The organism is Nitrososphaera sp. (genome assembly GCF_037447015.1).
Lineage (GTDB): Archaea > Thermoproteota > Nitrososphaeria > Nitrososphaerales > Nitrososphaeraceae > Nitrososphaera.
Window position 1 is genome coordinate 105,499 of the sequence record NZ_JBBIHK010000002.1, and the last position, 20,431, is coordinate 125,929.

At 55.7% G+C, this 20,431-nt stretch carries 25 protein-coding genes and 1 pseudogene; 14 read left to right on the forward strand and 12 right to left on the reverse strand.

Annotation, left to right across the window (positions count from 1 at the left end):
* Positions 1–54: 54 nt before the first annotated feature.
* Both WKI84_RS01545 and WKI84_RS01550 read right to left on the reverse strand, forming a co-directional pair.
* A complete protein-coding gene (locus WKI84_RS01545) occupies positions 55–1,308 on the reverse strand; it encodes an adenosylhomocysteinase (RefSeq protein ID WP_337861754.1) in 1,254 nt (417 codons plus the stop codon).
* A gap of 45 nt (positions 1,309–1,353) precedes the next feature.
* Positions 1,354–1,890 carry a hypothetical protein gene (locus WKI84_RS01550; RefSeq protein WP_337861755.1) on the reverse strand — a complete coding sequence of 179 codons (537 nt, stop codon included), beginning with the start codon at positions 1,888–1,890 and terminating at the stop codon, positions 1,354–1,356.
* Positions 1,891–2,055: 165 nt separating this feature from the next.
* Here WKI84_RS01550 and WKI84_RS01555 point away from each other — a divergent pair, with 165 nt between their 5' ends.
* From WKI84_RS01555 to WKI84_RS01565, 3 genes are all read left to right on the forward strand, one after another.
* Positions 2,056–2,361: a Rieske 2Fe-2S domain-containing protein gene (locus WKI84_RS01555; RefSeq protein ID WP_337861756.1), complete on the forward strand. Its 306-nt coding sequence runs from the start codon at positions 2,056–2,058 to the stop codon at positions 2,359–2,361.
* Between the two features lie 65 nt (positions 2,362–2,426).
* Positions 2,427–3,860, forward strand: a complete 1,434-nt coding sequence (cysS, locus tag WKI84_RS01560) for a cysteine--tRNA ligase (protein WP_337861779.1) — start codon at positions 2,427–2,429, stop codon at positions 3,858–3,860.
* Between the two features lie 99 nt (positions 3,861–3,959).
* A complete protein-coding gene (locus WKI84_RS01565; RefSeq protein ID WP_337861757.1) occupies positions 3,960–4,301 on the forward strand; it encodes a hypothetical protein in 342 nt (113 codons plus the stop codon).
* Position 4,302: 1 nt separating this feature from the next.
* Here WKI84_RS01565 and WKI84_RS01570 read toward each other — a convergent pair whose 3' ends face one another.
* From WKI84_RS01570 to WKI84_RS01585, 4 genes are all read right to left on the reverse strand, one after another.
* On the reverse strand, positions 4,303–4,518 hold the full coding sequence (locus WKI84_RS01570) for a hypothetical protein (protein WP_337861758.1): 216 nt from the start codon (positions 4,516–4,518) through the stop codon (positions 4,303–4,305).
* An 8-nt stretch (positions 4,519–4,526) separates the two neighbouring features.
* Positions 4,527–5,789 carry an MBL fold metallo-hydrolase RNA specificity domain-containing protein gene (locus tag WKI84_RS01575; protein ID WP_337861759.1) on the reverse strand — a complete coding sequence of 421 codons (1,263 nt, stop codon included), beginning with the start codon at positions 5,787–5,789 and terminating at the stop codon, positions 4,527–4,529.
* A gap of 220 nt (positions 5,790–6,009) precedes the next feature.
* A complete protein-coding gene (locus WKI84_RS01580; protein WP_337861760.1) occupies positions 6,010–6,153 on the reverse strand; it encodes a hypothetical protein in 144 nt (47 codons plus the stop codon).
* Positions 6,154–6,306: 153 nt separating this feature from the next.
* Positions 6,307–6,564, reverse strand: a complete 258-nt coding sequence (locus tag WKI84_RS01585; protein ID WP_337861761.1) for a hypothetical protein — start codon at positions 6,562–6,564, stop codon at positions 6,307–6,309.
* A gap of 107 nt (positions 6,565–6,671) precedes the next feature.
* On the opposite strand from WKI84_RS01585, the gene WKI84_RS01590 reads away from it, so the two are divergent.
* The 6 genes from WKI84_RS01590 to WKI84_RS01615 all read left to right on the forward strand — a co-directional run bounded on the left by WKI84_RS01590 (position 6,672) and on the right by WKI84_RS01615 (position 14,021).
* Positions 6,672–8,057: an NAD(P)/FAD-dependent oxidoreductase gene (locus WKI84_RS01590; RefSeq protein WP_337861762.1), complete on the forward strand. Its 1,386-nt coding sequence runs from the start codon at positions 6,672–6,674 to the stop codon at positions 8,055–8,057.
* A gap of 203 nt (positions 8,058–8,260) precedes the next feature.
* Positions 8,261–9,667, forward strand: coding sequence for a DEAD/DEAH box helicase (locus tag WKI84_RS01595; RefSeq protein WP_337861763.1), 1,407 nt, complete (start codon positions 8,261–8,263; stop codon positions 9,665–9,667).
* 48 nt (positions 9,668–9,715) lie between these two features.
* A complete protein-coding gene (locus WKI84_RS01600) occupies positions 9,716–10,219 on the forward strand; it encodes a zinc ribbon domain-containing protein (RefSeq protein ID WP_337861764.1) in 504 nt (167 codons plus the stop codon).
* A gap of 151 nt (positions 10,220–10,370) precedes the next feature.
* A complete protein-coding gene (locus WKI84_RS01605; RefSeq protein ID WP_337861765.1) occupies positions 10,371–10,883 on the forward strand; it encodes a hypothetical protein in 513 nt (170 codons plus the stop codon).
* A gap of 764 nt (positions 10,884–11,647) precedes the next feature.
* A complete protein-coding gene (locus WKI84_RS01610) occupies positions 11,648–13,153 on the forward strand; it encodes an ATP-binding protein (protein ID WP_337861766.1) in 1,506 nt (501 codons plus the stop codon).
* Between the two features lie 445 nt (positions 13,154–13,598).
* The gene (locus WKI84_RS01615; protein WP_337861767.1) at positions 13,599–14,021 is read left to right on the forward strand and encodes a zinc ribbon domain-containing protein; all 423 of its coding nucleotides are present in this window, start codon (positions 13,599–13,601) and stop codon (positions 14,019–14,021) included.
* Here the strand turns inward: WKI84_RS01615 and WKI84_RS01620 are convergent, their stop codons facing one another.
* Positions 14,022–14,162, reverse strand: coding sequence for a hypothetical protein (locus WKI84_RS01620; RefSeq protein WP_337861768.1), 141 nt, complete (start codon positions 14,160–14,162; stop codon positions 14,022–14,024). It abuts the gene before it with no gap.
* An 86-nt stretch (positions 14,163–14,248) separates the two neighbouring features.
* Here WKI84_RS01620 and WKI84_RS01625 point away from each other — a divergent pair, with 86 nt between their 5' ends.
* On the forward strand, positions 14,249–14,845 hold the full coding sequence (locus tag WKI84_RS01625; protein WP_337861769.1) for an AAA family ATPase: 597 nt from the start codon (positions 14,249–14,251) through the stop codon (positions 14,843–14,845).
* Between the two features lie 286 nt (positions 14,846–15,131).
* Here WKI84_RS01625 and WKI84_RS01630 read toward each other — a convergent pair whose 3' ends face one another.
* Positions 15,132–15,614: a luciferase family protein gene (locus WKI84_RS01630; RefSeq protein ID WP_337861770.1), complete on the reverse strand. Its 483-nt coding sequence runs from the start codon at positions 15,612–15,614 to the stop codon at positions 15,132–15,134.
* 70 nt (positions 15,615–15,684) lie between these two features.
* Between WKI84_RS01630 and WKI84_RS01635 the strand changes: the two genes are divergently transcribed.
* Genes WKI84_RS01635 through WKI84_RS01645 form a run of 3 tightly spaced genes read left to right on the forward strand, consistent with a single transcriptional unit; the run spans position 15,685 to position 18,254 of the window.
* Positions 15,685–16,098 (forward strand): Lsm family RNA-binding protein, encoded by a 414-nt coding sequence (locus WKI84_RS01635; protein WP_337861771.1) that lies wholly within the window; start codon positions 15,685–15,687, stop codon positions 16,096–16,098.
* Position 16,099: 1 nt separating this feature from the next.
* Complete coding sequence (gene tgtA / locus WKI84_RS01640; protein ID WP_337861772.1) at positions 16,100–17,638, forward strand: tRNA guanosine(15) transglycosylase TgtA; 1,539 nt, start codon at positions 16,100–16,102, stop codon at positions 17,636–17,638.
* Positions 17,625–18,254, forward strand: a complete 630-nt coding sequence (locus WKI84_RS01645; protein ID WP_337861773.1) for an endonuclease V — start codon at positions 17,625–17,627, stop codon at positions 18,252–18,254. Before tgtA ends, WKI84_RS01645 begins: the two co-directional genes overlap by 14 nt.
* On the opposite strand, the gene WKI84_RS01650 is transcribed toward WKI84_RS01645, so the two are convergent.
* The 4 genes from WKI84_RS01650 to WKI84_RS01665 form a co-directional block, all read right to left on the reverse strand.
* Positions 18,244–18,378 carry a hypothetical protein gene (locus WKI84_RS01650; RefSeq protein WP_337861774.1) on the reverse strand — a complete coding sequence of 45 codons (135 nt, stop codon included), beginning with the start codon at positions 18,376–18,378 and terminating at the stop codon, positions 18,244–18,246. The genes WKI84_RS01645 and WKI84_RS01650 overlap by 11 nt on opposite strands.
* 75 nt (positions 18,379–18,453) lie before the next feature.
* Positions 18,454–18,747, reverse strand: a complete 294-nt coding sequence (locus tag WKI84_RS01655; RefSeq protein WP_337861775.1) for a 4Fe-4S binding protein — start codon at positions 18,745–18,747, stop codon at positions 18,454–18,456.
* A gap of 104 nt (positions 18,748–18,851) precedes the next feature.
* Complete coding sequence (locus tag WKI84_RS01660) at positions 18,852–19,790, reverse strand: hypothetical protein (RefSeq protein ID WP_337861776.1); 939 nt, start codon at positions 19,788–19,790, stop codon at positions 18,852–18,854.
* Positions 19,791–19,891: 101 nt separating this feature from the next.
* The gene (locus WKI84_RS01665; protein WP_337861777.1) at positions 19,892–20,068 is read right to left on the reverse strand and encodes a hypothetical protein; all 177 of its coding nucleotides are present in this window, start codon (positions 20,066–20,068) and stop codon (positions 19,892–19,894) included.
* A gap of 162 nt (positions 20,069–20,230) precedes the next feature.
* Here WKI84_RS01665 and WKI84_RS01670 point away from each other — a divergent pair.
* Positions 20,231–20,431: pseudogene (locus WKI84_RS01670) on the forward strand (hypothetical protein); the annotation flags it as partial.

The window sequence follows — 20,431 nt, forward strand, 5'->3', positions numbered from 1 at the left end:
TCTCTGTTCAGGCGCGCTCTGGATTTTAACCTATCATTTGTCTTTCTTTTTTCTTTATTCTTCGCGGCCATACCGCGCCTGCTGCGGGGTAAGCGAGTCTATGGAGACGCCCATCGACGCAAGGGCGCTCCTTGCGACCTTGACGTCTATTTCCTCCGGCACGTTGTGCACCCTCGGCTCGAGCCTGTTTTGCGCCACGTGCAGTATCGATAAAAGCTGGTTTGCAAACGACAGCGCCATGACCTCCGGCGGGTGGCCAGACCCTGCGACCAGGTTCACCACCCTGCCTTTTGAGAGCAGGTACAGCTTTTTGTTGGTGCGCCCACCACCGATGTCAAAGCGCTCGACCTCCGGCCTGACCTGCACCGGCCTTGCCCTTTTGTAAAGGTAAGAAACGTCTATCTCGACGTCGAAATGGCCAGTGTTTGCCAAGATTGCGCCGTCCTTCATCTTTGAAAAATGCTCCTTCCTTATCACGTGGGTCTGGCCTGTGCAGGTGATAAAGAGGTCGCCTTCCGGCGCCGCCTGCAAAAGCGGCATGACCTCAAAGCCGTCCATCTTGGCCTCAAGCGCCCTGACCGGGTCGACCTCGGTCACGGTCACGATGGCGCCAAGGCCCCTCGCCCGCGACGCAACGCCCCTGCCGACCCAGCCGTAGCCGCACACCACCACGCGCGAGCCGGGGAGGAACATGTCTGTCGCCCGCAGTATCCCGTCAAGCGTGCTCTGCCCAGTGCCGTGCCGGTTGTCAAAGAGGTATTTGGTGCGGGCGTTGTTCACCGCGATGACAGGGTAGCGGAGCTTGCCGGACCTCTCCAGCGCAAGCAGCCTCTTGACGCCCGACGTCGTCTCCTCGGTGCCGCCCGTGACGCCCTTGACCCTTGCCCTGTGGGCGGCCGTGTGGAGGTCCCCGCCGTCGTCGGTGATTATCTGCGGGTGGAAGGCAAGCACGTCTGCGATGCACTGGCGGTACTCTGCCTCCGTCTCGCCCCTCCACGCGTACACGTGCACGCCCTCCTTGTGCAGAAAGGCGGCAACGTCGTCCTGGACGGAAAGCGGGTTTGCCGAGCACAGCGCCACCTGCGCGCCAAGCTTTTTTGCGGCCATGACAAGGACCGACGTCTCTTTCGTGACGTGCAGGCAAAAGCCGAGCCTGAGCCCGTCAAGCGGCGGCGGCCTTCTGCTGCCGGCTGCTGCAGAAATAGCGTCTGCGGCAAGCCTTTCTATGATGCCCATCCTGCCGGCTGCCCACTCGTAGGCGAGCCTGCCCTTTCCTGCCAGCTTGGCGTCTGCTATCTTGCCGGGCAAAAACTATCAGCGCTCAAGATCAAGTCGGCTGCAAGCCTATAAAAATTACTGGCTGCTACTGCTACTACTAGTACTGCTCCCAAATTCCTTGTAGCGCGCCTTTCCGCGCCTCATGAGCGCAAAGAGGCCGAGGATCACTGCGATCCAGACCGCGCTCACGGCCATGTTGGTAGTGCTGACGTACATGTACGGCAGCGCCTCGATGATGTTCTCCTGTATCGCGTCAAGCGACACGTGCATGTCGTTCATGCCGGTGTTGTACGCGCTGCTGTGCGGCTCGACTGAAGCCACCGAGTTTGCCCTGGATATGATGTTGTCAAGCTCGAGCTGGATCAGCCCAAAATCCGTCCTGGCAGTCGGGAAGGACCAGACTGGGTTGCCCTCCTTTGGAAGCGTCCTTTTTGCGGCATAGACATAGTCTGCCAGCTCCATCGGCGACTGCGCCGACTCGGCCCGCGCCAGGTTGCCAAGCGCCTCGTCCACCGGGTAGATGTACGTGGCATAGCCATAGTACGCGATCCCCATGCCAAAGGCAAGTAACGACAGCACGCCTACTGCCAGCAGCTTGAACGAAGAAGACAATTTATTATCTCGCTTGCAACCAATGATTCTGGCCGTGGCGTATTTAGGTGTGGCGGCAGATGCCTCTACATTCCAGCACCAGCAGTACGCCACCACCGTCGTCATCATCACCATCATCACCGCCACCCGATGACATTTATAACCAAATTGCAGGGATATTTCGTATTGGCACTGGTCAAGGTGGCAAGCACCAGCGAGCTCCGGGAGAACGGAGGCAAGGAAGTGAACGTCAACGGGACGAGGATCGCGCTATTTCACTCTGGCGGCAAGTACTTTGCGCTCGAGGCGTTGTGCAGGCACCAGGACAAGCCCATTGCGCCGGGCAAGGTGGACGGCGAGGTGGTGGAATGCCCGTGGCACTCGTGGCACTACAACATCCGCACAGGCGAGCTGCTCGATTTTCTCGAAGGGGTCAGGCTGACGACCTACAAGGTGGACGTCAGGGGCAGCGACATCTACATCGACCTCTGAGCAAGACAGGAAAAGGGGAAAAAGGCAAAGGTAAAATGCGCTGTGCTGCCTAGGGGCTCTTGCAAGTGAAGCTATACAACACACTGTCGCGCTCTGTTGAGGAGCTGAAGCCTTGCAGCAGCGGTGGTGGTAGCAGCAGCAATAATGATAATAACACCATCAGGATGTACGTCTGCGGCGTCACCGTGTACGACAGCTCGCACATAGGCCACGCCCGCACGGTCATCGTGTTTGACGTGCTGCGCAGGTACCTGCTCTCCAGGGGCTACAGGGTGAAATTTGTGCAGAACTTTACCGACGTGGACGACAAGATAATCAACCGGGCAAAAAAGGAGGGCAAGAGCGCGCAAGAGATATCGTCCACCTACATCGACGCATATTTCCGCGATTTCAAGAGGCTGAACGTTCTTGAGGCAGACATGCACCCCAAGGCGACAGACCACATAGCCGACATGATAGGGCTGATAGGGGGCCTGATTGAAAAGAAACACGCCTACCTGACGCTAAACGGCGTCTATTTCAGAGTCAAGTCGTTTCCCGGCTATGGCAAGCTGTCAAAAAAGCCGGTCGAGGAGCTTGAGGCCGGCGCAAGGGTCGAAGTCGACTCGTCGAAGGAGGACCCGATGGACTTTGCGCTCTGGAAGTTCTCCTCAGAGCCGCCCGTGTGGGACAGCCCCTGGGGGAAGGGCAGGCCGGGGTGGCACATCGAGTGCTCGGCGATGGCCCTGAAATACCTGGGCGAGACGTTTGAGATCCACGGCGGCGGGCACGACCTCGTCTTTCCCCACCACGAAAACGAGATCGCCCAGTCAGAGTCGTACACGGGCAGGCAGTTTGCCAAGATCTGGATGCACTCTGGCATGGTCACCATAAACTCCCAAAAGATGAGCAAGTCGCTTGGCAACATAGTCACCATCGAGCAGGCACTCAACGAGTGGGGCATGAACACGCTCAGGCTGTACTGCCTGTCAGTCCATTATGCCAAGCCGCTCGATTACACAGACGAGCTGCTGAAAGAGTCGGCGCAGAGGTGGCGGCAGATAGAGACCTGCTCTTTTGAGCTTTTGGCAGCGGCGGGGCCCGGCGGGGAGGCAGACGCGGTGGCCCGGCTTGCAGCCGACGCTTCCAGGGCGTTTGACGCGGCGATGGACGACGACATGAACACGTCGCTTGCCCTGACAGAGTTTCTAAAGTTCGTGACGAGGCTGAACCAGTACGCGGCGGCTGACAGGCTTACCGGCGAGATGGCACTTGCCGCCCTGCCTGCGTTTGGCAGGATGATGAATGTGCTTGGCCTTGCGGCTGCCGAGCCGGACGAGCAGGAGCGCAAAGAGATAGAAGAGATGGTGGCCCTGCGCAACAGGCTGCGCGCAGAGAAAAAGTTCAAGGAGGCCGACGAGGTGCGAGGCAGACTCCTTGCCCGCTCTGTAGAGCTGATGGACCACAAGGGGGGCAGGACTGTCTGGAAAAAAGTGGAACGGCCGGAGCGGCAACAATAATGGTAGCAGAGCAGTAGCAGTTGTTGAGCAAATTGTGCATGTTGTTGCACTGTAGGGCTAATGTCGTAGCTTGCGGCTACATACTGTGTTACAGCCAAGATGAAGATACTGGACGGCAAGCGCATGGGCTCTGTCACGTTTGACGAGGACGGCATGCTGCTTGGCGAGGTGGCTGGCGACGTCATTGTTAACAAGGGCTACCTTGAGCTCAAGGGCAAGGTGCTCGGCAACGTGCTTGTCAGGGGCGGCTCATGCAGGCTCACCGGCATAGTCAAGGGCAACGCCGTCAACGAGAAGGGCGACCTCGAGGTGTTTGGCACCGTGCACGGCAAGGTGATAACCAAGATCGGATACACGTACGTCAACCCCGGGAGCAGGGTGGGCGGTGGCATAGAGCACGCCTACATAAAGAAGGAAGAAGGGCTGGCCGGCAAGATCTAGCCTAGCCGGCCTGTTGCTGTTGTTGCTGCTCTTTTATTATCTTGTCCAGATCCTTTTGCAGCGACTCGATTATCTTGGGTATCTCTTTTTGCGCGCAGGGAAGGCACATCTGCTGGAGCGACAGCGGGTACGCAAAGTACCGGTCGCCAAGCGCAATGTCCTTTTTGCACGCGACGCACTTTTTCAGCTTGTACGGGTCGGTGTTCTTGGTTATCATCGAGAGCGCTAGACCTCGACCACCTGGCCCTGCTCCGGAGCCTGGGCCTCGTAGCCGTACTTTTCGCGGATCTCCTCGGCAAACCTCGTGCACGACGGCCCGTCACCGTGGACGCACAGCACCTTGGGGTTGCCCTTGACCCTGTCGAGTATCTCGAACAGCTCGTGACGGCTGTTGTGGCCGGAGAACTCGAAGCGCTTGACGTCGGCATAGCACTTGTGCATCCTGCCGTCAAAGTTGGCCACACGCTTTTCAAGGAGCATCTTGCCCGGCGTGCCCTCGCCCTGGTAAGAGACGAGCGCGATGCCGTTCTTTTCGCTGTTCATTATCTGCTGTGTGTAAAATATCGCCGAGCCTCCGACGAGCATGCCTGCCGGCGAGATGATGACGCACGGCTCGTTTGCCACCTTGCGCCTGCGGCTCCACCCCGTTATCCATTCGGCGCCGCCGATTGCCCGCTTGAACATCTCGGGGTCGCGCAGATAGTCGGGGTGGCGGCTCATGATCTCGTTTGCCTTGAGAGCCATGCCGTCCATGACCACCTTGTGCTTGAAGTTGTACGCCTCCAGCACGCAGGCTATCTCTTGCGCCCGCTCGACAGAGAACGACGGTATGAACATCGTTCCGCCGCGCTCGATCACCTCGTAGCAGAACTCGACGAGCGCCTTTTCGGACTGTTCTCTTGGAGTTTGCTCGTTCTGCGAGTAAGTGCTCTCGATTATCATCATGTCTATGGGCCCAAAGTCCAGGTCGGCAGCGCGCAGGAGCTTTGACCCGCGCGTGTTGATGTCGCCGGTGTAGAACAGCTTTTTGCCCTCGTGCTCCACTATCACCGTAGAGCCTCCAACCACGTGGCCGGACTCGTGCAGCGTCACCTTGGCGTCGCCCACCATGTACGGTTCGCGGTAGCGCAGCTTCTTGGACGCCTTGAGCATGGTCATGACGTCAATGTATTCAAACGGCAGGTAAAAGCCAGAGATCTTGATCATGTCCTCTATCAGTAGCTCGGACAGCTCAAACGTCGGCAGGGTCGCCAGCGCCGGTATGTCTGTCGAGCCTGAGAGGTATAGCGACGGGACGAATCCAGAGTGGTCCAGGTGCGCGTGGGTTATCACCACTGCGTCAACTTCCTTGGGCTTGATGTGCATAGGGAACACGGGCTCCCTCTTTAGCAGCACGCCATAGTCCAGCAGGATGTTGGTGTTGTTGCAGCTTGCGAGAAAAGCGGAACGGCCGACTTCTTTTGCGGCCCCCATTACCTTAACTTTCAATCTTGCTTACATCATAAAGTGAGTTTTTAGGCGTTTTAAAGCTTGCTAATGCGGCTGCTGTTACCATTAGCTGAGCGAGAGAGAGTGATGATGATAATGTGAGTGATGGTAGCTCGGCACACCGCCACCACAGCAAGCCACAATATCTGAAAGAACAGCATACATGGTTGCAACTAGGCCGGCCAGCCATTTCTGCCGGCTGCGGGTTGTCTCTTTCTCCCTAGTTCCGGTATATTGTACAGCCGCAGTAGCTCATGGCTTCGTCGTCGTCGTTGCACGTATGGTTGTCGCTCCTGTAGAACTTGCAGCATTTGGCAAACCTGCACGGCTCTGCTTCTAGCCACGGCACCTTGAAGCGCATCATACAATCGGTATAGGCAGCCCGGGCAAAAAGGCAGCATGTGTAGCTTTTGGGACGTACATACATACATCGCAGGGAGAGTCTTTCTTGATAAGGTGACTCCTCTTTCCTCAGACAGGCGATAAAATAGAGTATTTCTTGCAGGTTCTTCTTCTTCTAGTTGGCTTCTTCGGTGGCACCGGGTCCGTACACCCGCATTTCCTTGAGGATCTCTATCACCGCAGGGATGTCAAGGTCGAGCTGCATCGCGATAAACTCCTCTGACATGCCCCCGACGTATAGGTTCCTCGCAGTCTGCTTTTTTGCAGCAATGATCTGCACTTCAGCAGCTGTTGTCGCCATCGTTGTTGTTGTCGTTGCCGGCATATCTATCGCGGCAAGAGACGCGCACGCCGGCGATAAAAAAAGCTGCACGTCTGGCCGTTTACACGCCGCTGCACTTTACCTTCCTCAGACAACACAGGCAATGCTCTGCTGTATGGCAGCGGCAGAAAGAAAAGAGCAGGAGCCGGCGTCATAGAGTGAAAAAAAGAAAGATCAGAGTGCTGATACTGGGCGGAGGGTTTGCAGGCGTCTACTGCGCCAGAAAGCTGGAAAAGCTGGCGGCGCGCAGCGCCGGCGCGGCAATGGAGGTGAGCCTGGTCAGCAGGGAGAACTTTATCGTCTTTACACCGATGCTGCCGCAGGTCGTGTCGGGGGCCATAGAGAGCAACCACGTCGTGGTGCCCATAAGGCAGGTGCTCAAAAGAACCAAGTTTTACGAGGCGGATGTAGAGTCCATAGACGCCTGGAACAGGAGGGCAATCCTTGGCCTGCCTGACGGCGGCAAGGTGGTGGCAGAATACGACCAGCTTGTTGTGGCGCTCGGCTCGGACGCCGCCAGCCTCGCCCGGACGCCATCAGGCGTCGAGCAGGGGACGCCGCCCGTGTTTGCGCTCAAGAGCCTGAAAGACGCGCTCGTCCTGCGCAACCACGTGATAGACATGCTGGAGCGGGCCGACATCGAGCCAGACCCTGCAAAAAAGAGGCAGATGCTCACCTTTGTGGTAGTGGGAGGCGGCCTGTCAGGGTCAGAGACGGCAGGCGAGCTGTGCAGCTTTTTCAGAGAGGCGGCAAAATACTATCCAAATATCAGAGATGGCGGCGGCACGGGGCACGGGATCAGCCTTGTGCTCGTACACTCTCGGGACAGGCTGCTGCCCGAGCTTGATTCTGACCTTGCCGAGTTCACCCGCCGCGAGCTTGAAAAGGGCGGCGTCGTGGTGCACCTGAACTCCCGGGTGACAGGCGCGGCTGCAGCAGGCCATGTCCGGATCAAGGCTGAAGACGGGCCCGAGTTTTCCATGCCGGCTGGCACGGTGGTATGGACGACTGGAGTGTCGCCTAGCCCGACTGTGGCCGACATTTTTTGCCACAGCAGGCCGGAATCCGGCAGGCTGCCCGTAGACGGCAACCTGCGCGTGGAAGGATACAGCGACGTGTGGGCGATAGGCGACTGCGCCCACGTCGCAGACGGCCGCTGCCCGCCCACGGCCCAGCACGCGATCAGGGAGGCCGAGCTTGCGGCAGAGAACATTGCAAGGGCGGCCGCAGGCAGGCCCCTCAAAGAGTTCTCCTACGCGGCAAAGGGCCAGATGGCCGTCATAGGCGACAGGAAGGCCATCGCAAGGATATCGGGGGTAAAGATCCACGGGTTTGCCGCATGGCTGCTGTGGAGGGCGGTCTACCTGCACAAGCTCCCGATGCTCAAGAAGAGGCTGAGGGTGACGTTTGACTGGACAATCAACGTGTTCTTTGACAGGGACCTGACGCACATCAGGGGGTTCAAGGACGAAAGCAAAAACCCGGCTGAAAAGACAGACATCGAAAGGAGAGAGAAGAGGAGGAGGAGCCTGCAGGCGCACTAGGATGTATTATAATATGTCGGCAGCGCAAAGATTTAACTGCCGTGTAGAGCAGGCAGGGGTGCCTGCCAGTTGTCTTTTCTATCACGAGCTTAGCTACCCTTATAAGCATGTAAAATGTAGCAACATCTGACAAAGGTTTTACGGCAGAGAAATAAAGTCGTGTGACTTTTGTAAGAAAGCAACTACAACAAAGTGAATAAGAAATGACGAAAACGTTTGAAGAATTGGGCCTGAGCGCAGAGTTGAGAAAAGCGCTCAGCGAAAACGGATTTGAGGCGCCTTTTCCCATCCAGGAAGCAGCGATCCCGCTCATCTTGGAAGGCAGAGATGTCATTGGGCAGGCGCACACTGGGACCGGCAAGACTGCAGCATTTGGACTGCCAATATTGGCCAAAGTGAGCAACGATGGCCCCGTCCAGGCGCTGGTGCTTGTGCCGACAAGGGAACTTGCGGTGCAGGTTACAAACGAGATCAGCCGGCTGGCAAAGTACACAGGGATCAGGACGGTCGCCATATACGGCGGCCAGAGCATAAACCTCCAGCATGAGAAGCTGAGCAGGGGCGCGCAGATAATCGTCGCCACGCCGGGCAGGCTCATCGACCACATAAAGCAGGGCTCGATAGTGCTCGACGACGTAAGGTTCGTGGTGATGGACGAGGCGGACAGGATGCTCGACATGGGCTTTATCGACGACATCAAGTTCATCCTGTTCTACGTGAACGACAGCAGGCAGACGTGCCTCTTCTCGGCCACGATGCCGCCAGAGATCCTCAGGCTGGCAGACGAGTACATGAAGAGCAACATGGAGCACATACGCCTCAACGAGGAGGAGGTGACCCTCGAAACAATAGACCAGTCGTACCTGGTGGTGGAGGAACGCGAGAAATTCAAGCACCTCTGCGACTTTATCAGAAAGGGCGACAGGTCGCAGCAGACGATCGTGTTTGCGGCCACCAAGATGCGCGCCGACAGGATAGCGCGCCAGCTCCGCGACGAAGGGTTCAACGCGTCGCCGATACACGGCGACCTGACCCAGAGGCAGCGCGACAACGCGATGCACAAGTTCAGGAAGGGCAGCGAGGACGTGCTCGTGGCTACCGACATTGCGGCAAGGGGCATCGACGTCCCAACCGTCGGGAACGTCATCAACTATGACGTGCCTGACGACCCGAACGTCTACTTCCACCGCATCGGCAGGACGGCGAGGGCCGGCGCGCAGGGCAGGGCGATATCGCTCGTGTCCCCGGACAGGATACCCGACTTTGAGCGCATCCTGCAGCAGACCAACCTCCCGATACGCAAGCTGAATGACGAGATGGGCATCGCAGTGCCAGTGGCACGGCCGCGCCCTGCATTCGGCGGCAGAGGGGGCGGCGGAGGCTACGGCGGCGGCAGGCCGTCTTATGGCTACGGCGGCAGCAGCTATGGCGGCGGCCACCGCGGCTACGGCGGCAGCTATGGCGGAGGCGGCAGCAGCTACGGAGGCCGGCGCGGCAGCAGCAGCGGAGGAAGGCGCGGCAGCAGCTACGGCGGCGGCAGTCACCGCGGAGGCGGCCACGGCGGCAGGCGCGGCGGCTACGGCCGCAGAAACGACGGCTACTACTACTAGAGTAAGCGGGAATCGTTATAAGTCCCGCAGCCTCTCTCTTTTTTCATAATGTCTTTTGGCGTCGACACCCTTGGCGGGCTGTCTGAGAAATTAAAGCAGCTGTCAAACGACAACCAGAGCATGTACGAATCTTTCCTTGACGCCACGCAGCTGTTCAAGCAGGGCAAGATGGGCGACAAAGAGTATTTTGCCAAGATGGGCGAATACCTGGTGGCTCAGTCTGCCATGACCTTCCTTGCCATCCGCGTGATCTTTGAAATAAAGGGCGCGATGGAGAAGGGGTCGTCGATAAAGAACCCGACCGGCGGGATTGCCGCCCCTGCTGCGCCGCCCCAGCATCAGGCCGGCTTTGGGATCGGAGGCTTTACAGACACCGGCGGCCAGGCGGGTTACACGCTGCCGTCGCCCCAGCAACTGCAGCAGCAGGAGCCGACGTTCAAGCCTGTTGACATCGAGTTGCCGCCGAAAAAGGCGACCAAGAGCTGCATCATCTGCGGCGCGACGATCCCGGCGCAGGCCAAGTTCTGCAGCAAGTGCGGCAGGTCGCAATAGCGCGTGCGTGCGTGCGTGCGCGTTTCCAGCCTTCTACAAATACAAGCGTAATTGTAGTTTTTAGTTCTTTTATGGGGGCTTGTGGCTTTGTAGAATAGAAAGAATACACTGGTAATTCTTCGTCGGATCGCTAGTGATATTACGAGGGAAAATGTGGCAAATCAGCCGCAGAGTTAACAGTGTAAAATCGTTTGAAGGAGGCTTTGAGAATCGACCGGTAGAACGCTATCACAACGAGGTAAGGGAGGTCATCAAGGCTCGCCGTGGCTTTGGCAACGACAGGTCGGCAGAGACGTTCCTAAATGGAGTCAGAATAAACCACAACTTTGTCCGCCCCCATACGGGGTTGCCAAACAACATTACACCTGCCGAGGCTGCGGGGCTTGACCTTGGACTTGACAAGCGCAATCCCATGAAAGACCTGATAGCCAAGGCCATAAACGAGCAGGACAAGCACGTTTTCTTTGAGAGGTACGTCATTAACCAGCTTGGCAAGCGGTACGAAAAGCTGATGGTCGTAAATGAAAAGGACTGCATCAAGTTCAAGCAGAAATGCTGGATAGAAAAGCCAGAGTGGAGGGAGATAAACGACATTTTGAGGGTTAATGGCTTTAGCTGGCTATACAATGGAAAGGACAGCTGCTGGATAAGGATGCAAAGTTAAAAGCAAGACGGGCTATCTATGCCTGATAGCCGGTGGAACAACGGGGATTGGCTAGTCCTGCCATGAACCCTGTGTAAGCGGGGAAAAGGATACTGCGTGAGCAGAATCCTGGCCGTGCCACGAATGTAAAACGCATCTTCGCGCCCTGCCGTTCAGGGAGTTGATTACGTAAGGAGATGGGCCCTGCGGCGACGCTTGGCTGACGTTCTGGCTAAATGGCAGGGGGAAACGGCCATGAAACGTTGTCGGCTATCGTCGCCTTCTTTTTGGAATGCAAAGTTAATCTATTTCCTCTTGCTTTAGGGTATCTTAGAGAGGGTAGGGCTTTCTAGAGGCCCGCGCTTGTCGGCTAATAACTGACTTGCGCGAGAAATTCCAAGCAAGCATCATGGGCGGCGTTTGATGGTGCAGGTCACACACTTGCATCATCATTTGTGCGTCGTGCGGTGATGCACCAACCCCGTAACCAGTCGGGCAATATCTCCCCTCTCTTCCTCCCTATATTTTCATTCTTCATGATTGCGACGGAGAATCCCGCTAGTGTGTAGAAATCAAACATTCTCGCTGCCCATGTCCCTAATTGAACAGCCAACCATCAGCCCGCGACCCGAATTGAGCAGGGGTGGGGAAAACTCCGATTTTTGAACAGCGTATAATTCCAAAACTACTATATAAGTAGTAACCATTACGTTGGCCTGTATTATATAAGCATGTCACCATTATAATGGTGACCTTTAATAATAGCATATGTGATATATCAGCAAATGGCCAGAACACCTAACAGCTCTGATTTTACTGTAGAGGCCCGGGATGATGAGATCCTCCGATTCCTCTATCAGCATAATCCTTGGTGGGTAAAAAAACCAATAGCTGAAGCCAAGGTCAAGCCCTTCAAAAGGCGCGATTATTATAAAATTGTAAATAGATTAGCTGATGACAAGATTCTAGCCCTGATAGGTCCGAGGCAGGTTGGCAAAACAACAATCGTTTACCAGCTAATTGAAAAGTTGCTTAGCGAAGATGGAATAAACGCACAAAATATTTTCTTCCTTTCACTTGATGATCCCTATCTTAATGTATCAACCAAGAACCTTGAAAGGATATTCGAGCTGTATGCCACCAACATTTTGAAACGACCCCTCGATGAACTCAAAGAGAAAGGAGCAGAGCGAATCTACATCTTTCTCGACGAAATACAATCTGTGGACAACTGGGAGGTCATATTGAAGCGATGGTACGACCTTGGCTACAAAATGAAATTTGTAATAACCGGCTCGTCTAGCGTCAGCATAGTGGATGGAGCCTCTGAAGCCTTGGTAGGTCGCATACACCCGCAGATAGTCTTGCCAATGAAATTTCTGGAGTACATTAGATTCAAGGAAGGCGACATTGCAGAGCTTGTCAGATCAAACAACAAGAGAATGCGTACTGCGCTCAAAACAACATTAACAGAGAACAAGCCCGAGGAATTTTACAGGGTTGTAAATGAAGAGTTCAAAGCATTGCTGCCATACAGGGATAGAATACTTGTCCACCTCAACCAGTATCTGATCAAAGGCGGCTATCCAGAGATTGCAAGTACCAGTGACATGACAGTTGCCGCTCAGTATCTAAAAGATTACATCCATCTTACCATCTACAAGGATATTGTAAGGACAAAAAAAGTCAGAGATCCGGTTGCATTGGAAAACCTCTTTGCCATACTGGCCAAGGGCTCTTCTCTAATAGTGAACCGCGAGGAACTTGGCAAAAATCTTGGTTTGAAACGGGACACTCTGAATATGTACATCTATCTGCTAAAGACAGCTTTCCTGATCTCAGAAGTAGAGTTCTACTCTGAAAGCAGGGTGAAAAGAGCACGTAGGGAGAAAAAGATCTTGATAAATGATGCAGGCATAAGGAATGTTTCTGCGGCAGTCTTTGACGAACAGACTGTAGCAAACGACAGCGAAATGGGAAGAATAGTTGAAACAGTAATAGCAGATCATACAAGGAGACTTCGCTTCAATTTGGAAGCAACGGCATTTCCTTCCCTCTTTTACTGGCGAGAGAATTTTGAGGTGGATTTCGTAATAGATCCCTTCAACAAGATACTCCCAATTGAAGTAAAGTACAGGCATAGCATAGACGAATCAACTGATTTGCAGGGTCTAAGAACATTCGGTAGAAAATTCAGACCTCCACTATATTTGGTAATCACAAAAGACAGGATTTCTATTCAAGGCTCAACTGTGATGATGCCTGCATGGCTTTATCTTCTAATGTGCTAAGCAAAACACGAAATTTTCTTTTTGTCAGTAGCTAAAAAAGAGTAAAAGCGCCTGATTGTGCTTTTTCCATGAATTTGCCAGTATCAGAAGTAACACTACTTGGATTCTTCGCCTGCTTTACGGATTCCCATGCGTTTTCGATATTCTTCCCAGCCAGTCCACCAGTAATGGCCCGGATGCTTGGGAACCTTTTCGCTCATTACAATATGTTTTAACGCTGTTAAATTCGCGGCTGGTCGCTAGCGATTTTACGACGGAGAAAATGTGAAATCAGCCGCCAACTTAACAGCGTCCATTGTATCAATGATACTAATGGTATGGTACAACTTTATGGGATTGATGGAAAAACTATCATGAAGAGCCAAACCACTATACTCGCGGTCTGACTGCATCTTGCCTGCACCAAAATAACCATTTAATTATCAGCATGAGGCAATCAAGTGGCATGGCAAAGGTGTTCAACGGCAGGGCCGCGACCGAGGAGTACATGTCGACGCACTCGCTCACTTTTTCCACTCCTGAAATGACGCTGCGAAAGTTTGCCCTGTGGCTCGGCGAGACGGTCAGCTCGCCTTCCGGGCCGGTGCCCCGCCTCATGACGTTCATCGAGGAAAAGGGGGCCAAGAGCGACGCCCAGCTGGCGCCGGACACCGACGACTCTTTCAGGCCGACAGGGGCGGTCGCAGACATGTACGGCGGCATTGCAGTGGCGGCGGCAGCGGCTCCTTCCGACCAGATGACGCCTCCAAAGCTGACGCCCCTCGACAGGGAGACGCTCGAGCCCGAGCCCCGCTTTTGCATCAACTGCGGGCAAAAGCTCAAGGCAAACGCCAAGTTTTGCACAAAGTGCGGCAGCGCCCAGGGCTAGTTAGCCGCCGGCATAGGCGCGGTCCTTCTTTTTCTCCCGCTCTTCTTTGGCTGCAAGGTAGCACTCGTTGCAGACGGTCTTTGAGAACAAAAAGTTGAGCGAGTAGAACCTGACCCTGCCGCACGACTGGCACGCCTGCATGATGCGAGAAATTATTCACAGACGCCGATAAATCCCTAGCGAAAGGCAGAATAGCTGACCCGTTCTATCACCAGCCTGACAGCGGCGTGAAAGATTCTTTTAGGCTGGTAATCACGGGCAGCCCCGGCACGGGCAAGCACACGAGCGCGCGCATCGTGGCCGAAAAGCTGGGCGCGCAGGTGATCGACATAAACAAGGTCGCGCTGGACAGCGGCAATGCAGCAGCAGCGGTAGTGGTGGCAAGGACAGACCGCGGGCTGGACGTTGACACCAAAAAGCTGGGGAGGCTGCTTGCCGCGGCGCTGAAAAAGAAGGGGAGCTTTGTGGTGGTGGGCCACCTTGCCCCGTACGTCCTGAAGGCGAGTGCTGCAAAAATCGACATGGTCGCAGTGCTGCGCAGGTCGCCTTCCAAGCTGGAATCGAACCTGGCTGCCAGGAAATACGCGCGTGAGAAAATAAACGAGAACGTGTCTGCCGAGATCCTCGGCGTGCTGCTTTACGACTCGATCAAGGCGTTTGGCAGGCGCAGGGTGGCCGAGTTTGACACGAGCAACAGGACGCCTGACGAGACCGCAGGCGAGATTATCGCGGCATTGCAGAAAAAGGCGCCAAGGAGGACAGGTATGGTGGACTGGCTCGCCGTCCTGTCGGAAGAGGAAGTGCAAAAGTTCTTTGCATACTAGGGCGTGTCAGCAAGGCGGCTTGTTCAAGAGACCGGCAGGCGCATCGTACACGTAGTGTGAGCAAGGAGCAGCAGCGGCCGCTGCAGTTCCTTTACCTGACCACGACTGGATGGAAGACCGGCAGGCCGCACCGGATAGAGATCTGGTTTGTCGAGCGTTCCGGGAAATACTATGTCGTGTCAGAGCACCGTGGGCGCTCGCACTGGGTCCAGAACACGCTTACTGCGCAACCCCCGTGTGTAGTTCAAAGTGGGCGGGCAAGAGTTTGGCGGGACGGCGCGCACGCTCAAACCTGCATCAGAGCTGGCGGCGGGGCAGTTTCAAGGCTGATGGATGCCAAATACAGGTGGAGCCGGGGCCTCATCATAGAGCTGGCGCCGGCAGCACGCAGCTCTATGCCTTTTTCCTGACGGCCTCTCGTACTGCGTCCGCAAAAGCCCAATAACCTGCGCGATGTCGCCGGCGCCCCCGATCTCGTAGCTTGCCCAGCCTGACTGTGGGGCGACGTGGCAGTGGCAGTGGCGGTAGTGGTAGTGGGGAGGGGGGGCGCACACGACACCCTGCCTTCCGAGAGCAGCTTTTTGATGGTCTTGGCGGGCAGGCAGGCAGGCAGGCGTATATGTATGTCGGCCATCGCGCCGCCCAAGTGCAGGTGCCCTGTCTCCTCGCCGGCCGCCCGGAAGACGACGCTGCCAAACTGGTGTTCGTGGACGGTGGCGCCGTCCCGGGTGAGCAGCTCGCTTTTTATCGCCTCGGCGGCGCCTTCCATGTTGCTATCTTGGCGGCGGGCCGGCACAAAAGATAATTCGTATATATACTAGCGGGCAATTGAGAAAGGCATGGCAGCGGTCGTAACAAGGAGATTTGGCGAAGAGACGCTTCAATTCGTCGGAAAAAAGGTGGCTGTGGAAACTTCGGATAACAAGATTTACAACGGCACCCTGGCCGGCATCGACGACAAGCTCGACCTCGTGCTTGACAACGTGGAGGGCCACGGGATCCTGAAGCTGATGCTGAACGGCGCTTTTGTAAAGGAGATACGCCTCATGGAAAAGCCGTTTGATTTCAGGGCGCTCGCAGAGAGGCTCGAGCGGGCGTTCCCCGGCCTTGTCAAGATACGCGAGGACGTGGGCGCGATAATCGTGATGGACAAGATCAAGGTGACGCAGGCGGGAGTCGAGGAGGGGTCTGGCCTGGCAGCAGACAGGGTCAGGTCCATCTACGATTCCTTCATGAAGGAGACAAAGAAGTAGAGTGGTCTTTGAGGTCCGCTACACGGATCTTGCGGCGCGCATAGGCAGGCTCGAGACGCCCCACGGCACCGTGGAGACGCCGGCGTTCGTGCCTGTCGTCCACCCCGTGAGGCAGACCATCAGCCCCTCTTTTCTGAAAAAGATGGGCTTTCAGATAGTGATAACAAACGCGTACATCACTTTCCGCCATTACGGCGACGAGGCGCGGAGGCGCGGCATCCACGACATCATCGGCTTTGACGGCGCGGTGATGACCGACTCGGGCGGTTACCAGGTCCTGGAATACGGCTCTGTCGAAGTCGAGCCGGCAGAGATGGCCCAGTTTGAAAAAGACATCAAAAGCGACGTGCCGATCCCGCTGGACAAGCCGACCGGCTACGGCCTGCCCTACGAGAAAGCCAAGGAGTACGTCAGGATCACGCTTGAAAACTGCAAGGAGACCCTGCAGGTCGCAGGAGACACGGGCGCAGTCTGGGTCGGGCCGGTGCAGGGCGCAGAGCACTATGACCTGGTGGAGCATTCCGCAAGGGCGCTCGACCAGATGGGCTTTCAGCTCATGGCGCTTGGAAGCCCGGTCGAGGTGATGGAGGCGTACGAGTTTGCGACGCTTGCCCGCATGATAGCCCGCTACAAAAAGGCGATACCGGCCAAGCCCATACACCTCTTTGGCGCAGGCCACCCGCTCACGATACCGCTTGCAATCGCGCTTGGCTGCGACATGTTTGACTCGGCGTCGTACATGCTGTACGCCAAGGACGACCGGTACATGACGCCGCAGGGCACAGTCCGGCTCGCAGACCTGACGTACCTGCCATGCCAGTGCCCAGTCTGCTCTTCCTACAAGGTAGACGAATTAAGAAGGTCGCTGCCAAAAGACCAAAAGACCATCGAGGTCGCCAAGCACAACCTGCACGTGCTGAAAGCAGAGGTGGACGCGTGCAAGCAGGCGGTGATGGACGGCAGGATGTGGGAGTACGTGATGCAAAAGGCGAGGGCGCATCCCCGGCTCATGGAGGCGGTCCAGCTTTTCGGCGGCGAGGAATTCCGGTTCCTGGCGGACAACACGCCGGCTTTCAAGGAAAAGGCGATCCTGCTCTTTGACGCAATAGACCAGCACAGGCCGGAGGCGCGGCGTTTCAGGCAGATGGTGGCCACAACGACGTTCAGGCCGAAAAAGACCGACATGCTGATTCTGTTCCCCGAAGGCGAGGTGCGCCCCTTTTACGCCACAAGGGCGTTCAAAGAGCTTGCCAAGAAATTCCCCGGCGCGCAGATCGCCACATACAACCCGTTTCTCGGAGTGATACCTGCAGAGGTGTCCGACGTGTTTCCGGCGGCGCACAACCTCGCAGGCAGGCTGGACCGCAAGATAGAGGACTATCCGGCATTTGTAGAATCGCTGGACGCGTTTTTGGAAAACAACAGCTTTGAACAGGTGATAATAGTGGCAGACGGCTTTATGAAACAATACACAGAGAAGAAAAAACTGAAAGCCGGCAGGGTCGAAGACTATTCTGACCACGTGATTGACCGGCTATAAGAGGCTGCCGCTGCTGCCGAGGACGCCTGCGGGCGCAGTAAAGCTCCAGAAAGAGCTTGCCGGAAAGGTGATCGCACGGGACGATTTTGCAAAAGAAGAGGTAGAGACTGTGTGCGGCGTCGATGTCTCGTACAGGCGGGACGGCATGGTGGCGCAGTGCGCCGCCGTCGTGATGGATTCCAGCTTTAACGTCCTGGAGCAGGCCGTGACGAAAAGCAAAGTCACGCAGCCGTACATACCCGGGCTTTTCATGCTGCGGGAGGCAGGACCCGTCCTGCGCACACTTAAACTGCTCAAAAGGCAATACGATGTTTTGATGGTGGACGGCCACGGCCAGCTCCACCCGCGCTGGTGCGGCCTGGCCTGCTTTGTCGGAGTTACTCTTGACAGGCCGGCGATAGGGGTGGCCAAGAGCCTGCTGTGCGGCACAGTCAGGGACGAAGACGGCAGCATCGAGATCGGAGGGGAAAAGCTTGGGCAGATGGTGAACGACAGGCAGTACGTGAGCGTCGGCCACAGGGTGAGCCTCGAGACTGCCGTCCAGATTGCCAAAAAATTCACTAGGGACGGGGTGCCAGAGCCCCTGAAAATCGCGGACGCGCTCTCTAGGCGGTGATCGCTGCCACAGCCGGCGCTGCCGCCGCCGTCGTCACTGGCTTTTCTTCCTCTGCCTCGCGCTTTCTGGCCCTTGCCAGCCTGCGCGGCGCCTCATTATATTCGTGCATGTAATAGTCGCACATTTTTGTGTGATGAATTGATCGTCAAACGACTATTAAAATTTTGAAAAGAAAAGAGAAAAGGTGGGAGAGACCCTTTTAACCTTCTTCCCAGCCCTTGCTGAACACACCGTTCTTGTGCAGCGGGACTGGCTGTCCTGGAGTGTACTGCATCGGCCTCATCCAGAATATAGCGTGTGTCGGGCACACACCAACGCATGCACCATCGGAGATGCATCTCTCTGGATAGAACACGAATGCCTTACCCCTCTTCCATCCTTCCACCGGCTTGACCCTGAGCACATCTGGACCGAGGGCGGTGCAGATCTCTACGCAGAGTGCGCAGCCGATGCATCTTTGCTCATCCACATCTGGAAGTATAGCAATTGGCATCTATTAATTCACTGAACGTTGACAGTGCGTGAAAGTATTTAAACTGTGTGGCATTGCCAAAACGCTGTTATAACCATCTCAATCAGTCGGCTGCTGAGCGACTTTTACCTGTTGACCACTCTGACGGCTTTTGAAATATGGGTCGACAGTTTGGGCTCTGTCAGGCTGTCCGTCAAAGTCGCCTTGATGGTGTATCTGTCGGCCTTGGAAGGAACCCAGTCGGCGCTAGAAAAGGCGTCAAAGACGCCTGGGGGAGAATGGATAAACATGGGGATGCTCTGCTTGATGGGCTCGTAAACGACCTTTGTGTAGACGAGCCTGCCTTTGGAGTCAAAGATCTCAAAGGTCAGGAAAGAAGGGGACGCTGCCGGCCAGCGCATAGGTCTCAGGGTGACCTGGAGGACAGAGTCCGTGCCTACCGGGATCTTGGTTAGCTTGTTATCTGTGTCAAACCTGTCTACCGCCCGCAGGTCGCGCATGATCCCTTTCATGTCGCCGAGCACCACAAGGTCCGCTTTCCCGCTGCCCAATTCCCACCGGAAAACTGCAGAGCCGTTGTTTTTGCAATATCCGTAATTCGCATGCGAAGGCTCTATGCGAGAACAGTACGACATCCTGTCGACTACGATCCGCGCCGTTATTTCATAATTGTCTCCTTGAGCGGGCACCCATTCCGTGCTAATCCTGTAAGGATAGTCTTCTTTTTCCGGCAGGATTGACTGCCAGCGTATGAACTCTACCCTGTCAGAGTTTTTTGCCTCGATTATCCACATGTTAGGGGCAAAACCCGGCGGGCATTCCACGCGAGGATCAAATTCCGCCGAGATGACGACGGGCCTGCCTGCCTCTGCCTCTTTGATAATAGTATTCCCATCTCTGGACAGGATCTTTACGTCTGCTTCTGGCCAGCAGGAAGTCGCAAATGCGGCTGGGGCCACTCTGGCAGAGGCAAGGACCGATGCAAAGAAGAGGGCTGCTGCTGCGGCAAGCGCCACCAGCAGCAGGCCGGCCTTTTTCAACCAAGCTTGGATATTTGCGGTCACTAATATCTCTTTTACAGAAGAGTTTTACAAGCGCCCAGCGCCTGCTATATAACAAACAAAAGAAAATGAAATAAAGAGAAAAGAAGAGAAAGAGCTGTTTTTTACTTGCCGCCCTGTCTCAGAACGTCAACTTGGCCGCTGTGCAGCCAGTCCTTGAGCTCTTCGTGGCTCGGCTTGGCGTCGTGCTTGCCGGCCAGGTGAAGATGCAAAAGAACATAGTTAACCTGGTTGAGCAACGGCTTGTTAGCCTCGTCGCCCTTGCGAGCCTTATCCTTCAAGTCAGCTGGAACAGTCTTCCACCAGTCTTCGAATTTCCTAACCATAAGCCAAGTGTTGCGAATGGAACTTAATAAGCGTTATGGGATTTTGTAAACGGTGTTATAGTTGGTTTCCCGGCTCGCCAAGCAAAATATAGGGACGGTGTGTGATGTGCATATGCCGTGCCGTTCAAGCTTTCCGACCTGCAGCAGGCCATGCAGGCTTACCGGCAGTTTCTTGACGGCGGGCCGCCGTCGGCGCACCACGCCAGATACGTTTTCCCGTTCTTTGCAGGATCGTATTTTTCCTACCGTAAAGTAGACGTAAAGCGCGTCGTCGCCGTTGCAAAAGCTGTAAGCAATAATGACCCTTCCTACCTCGAC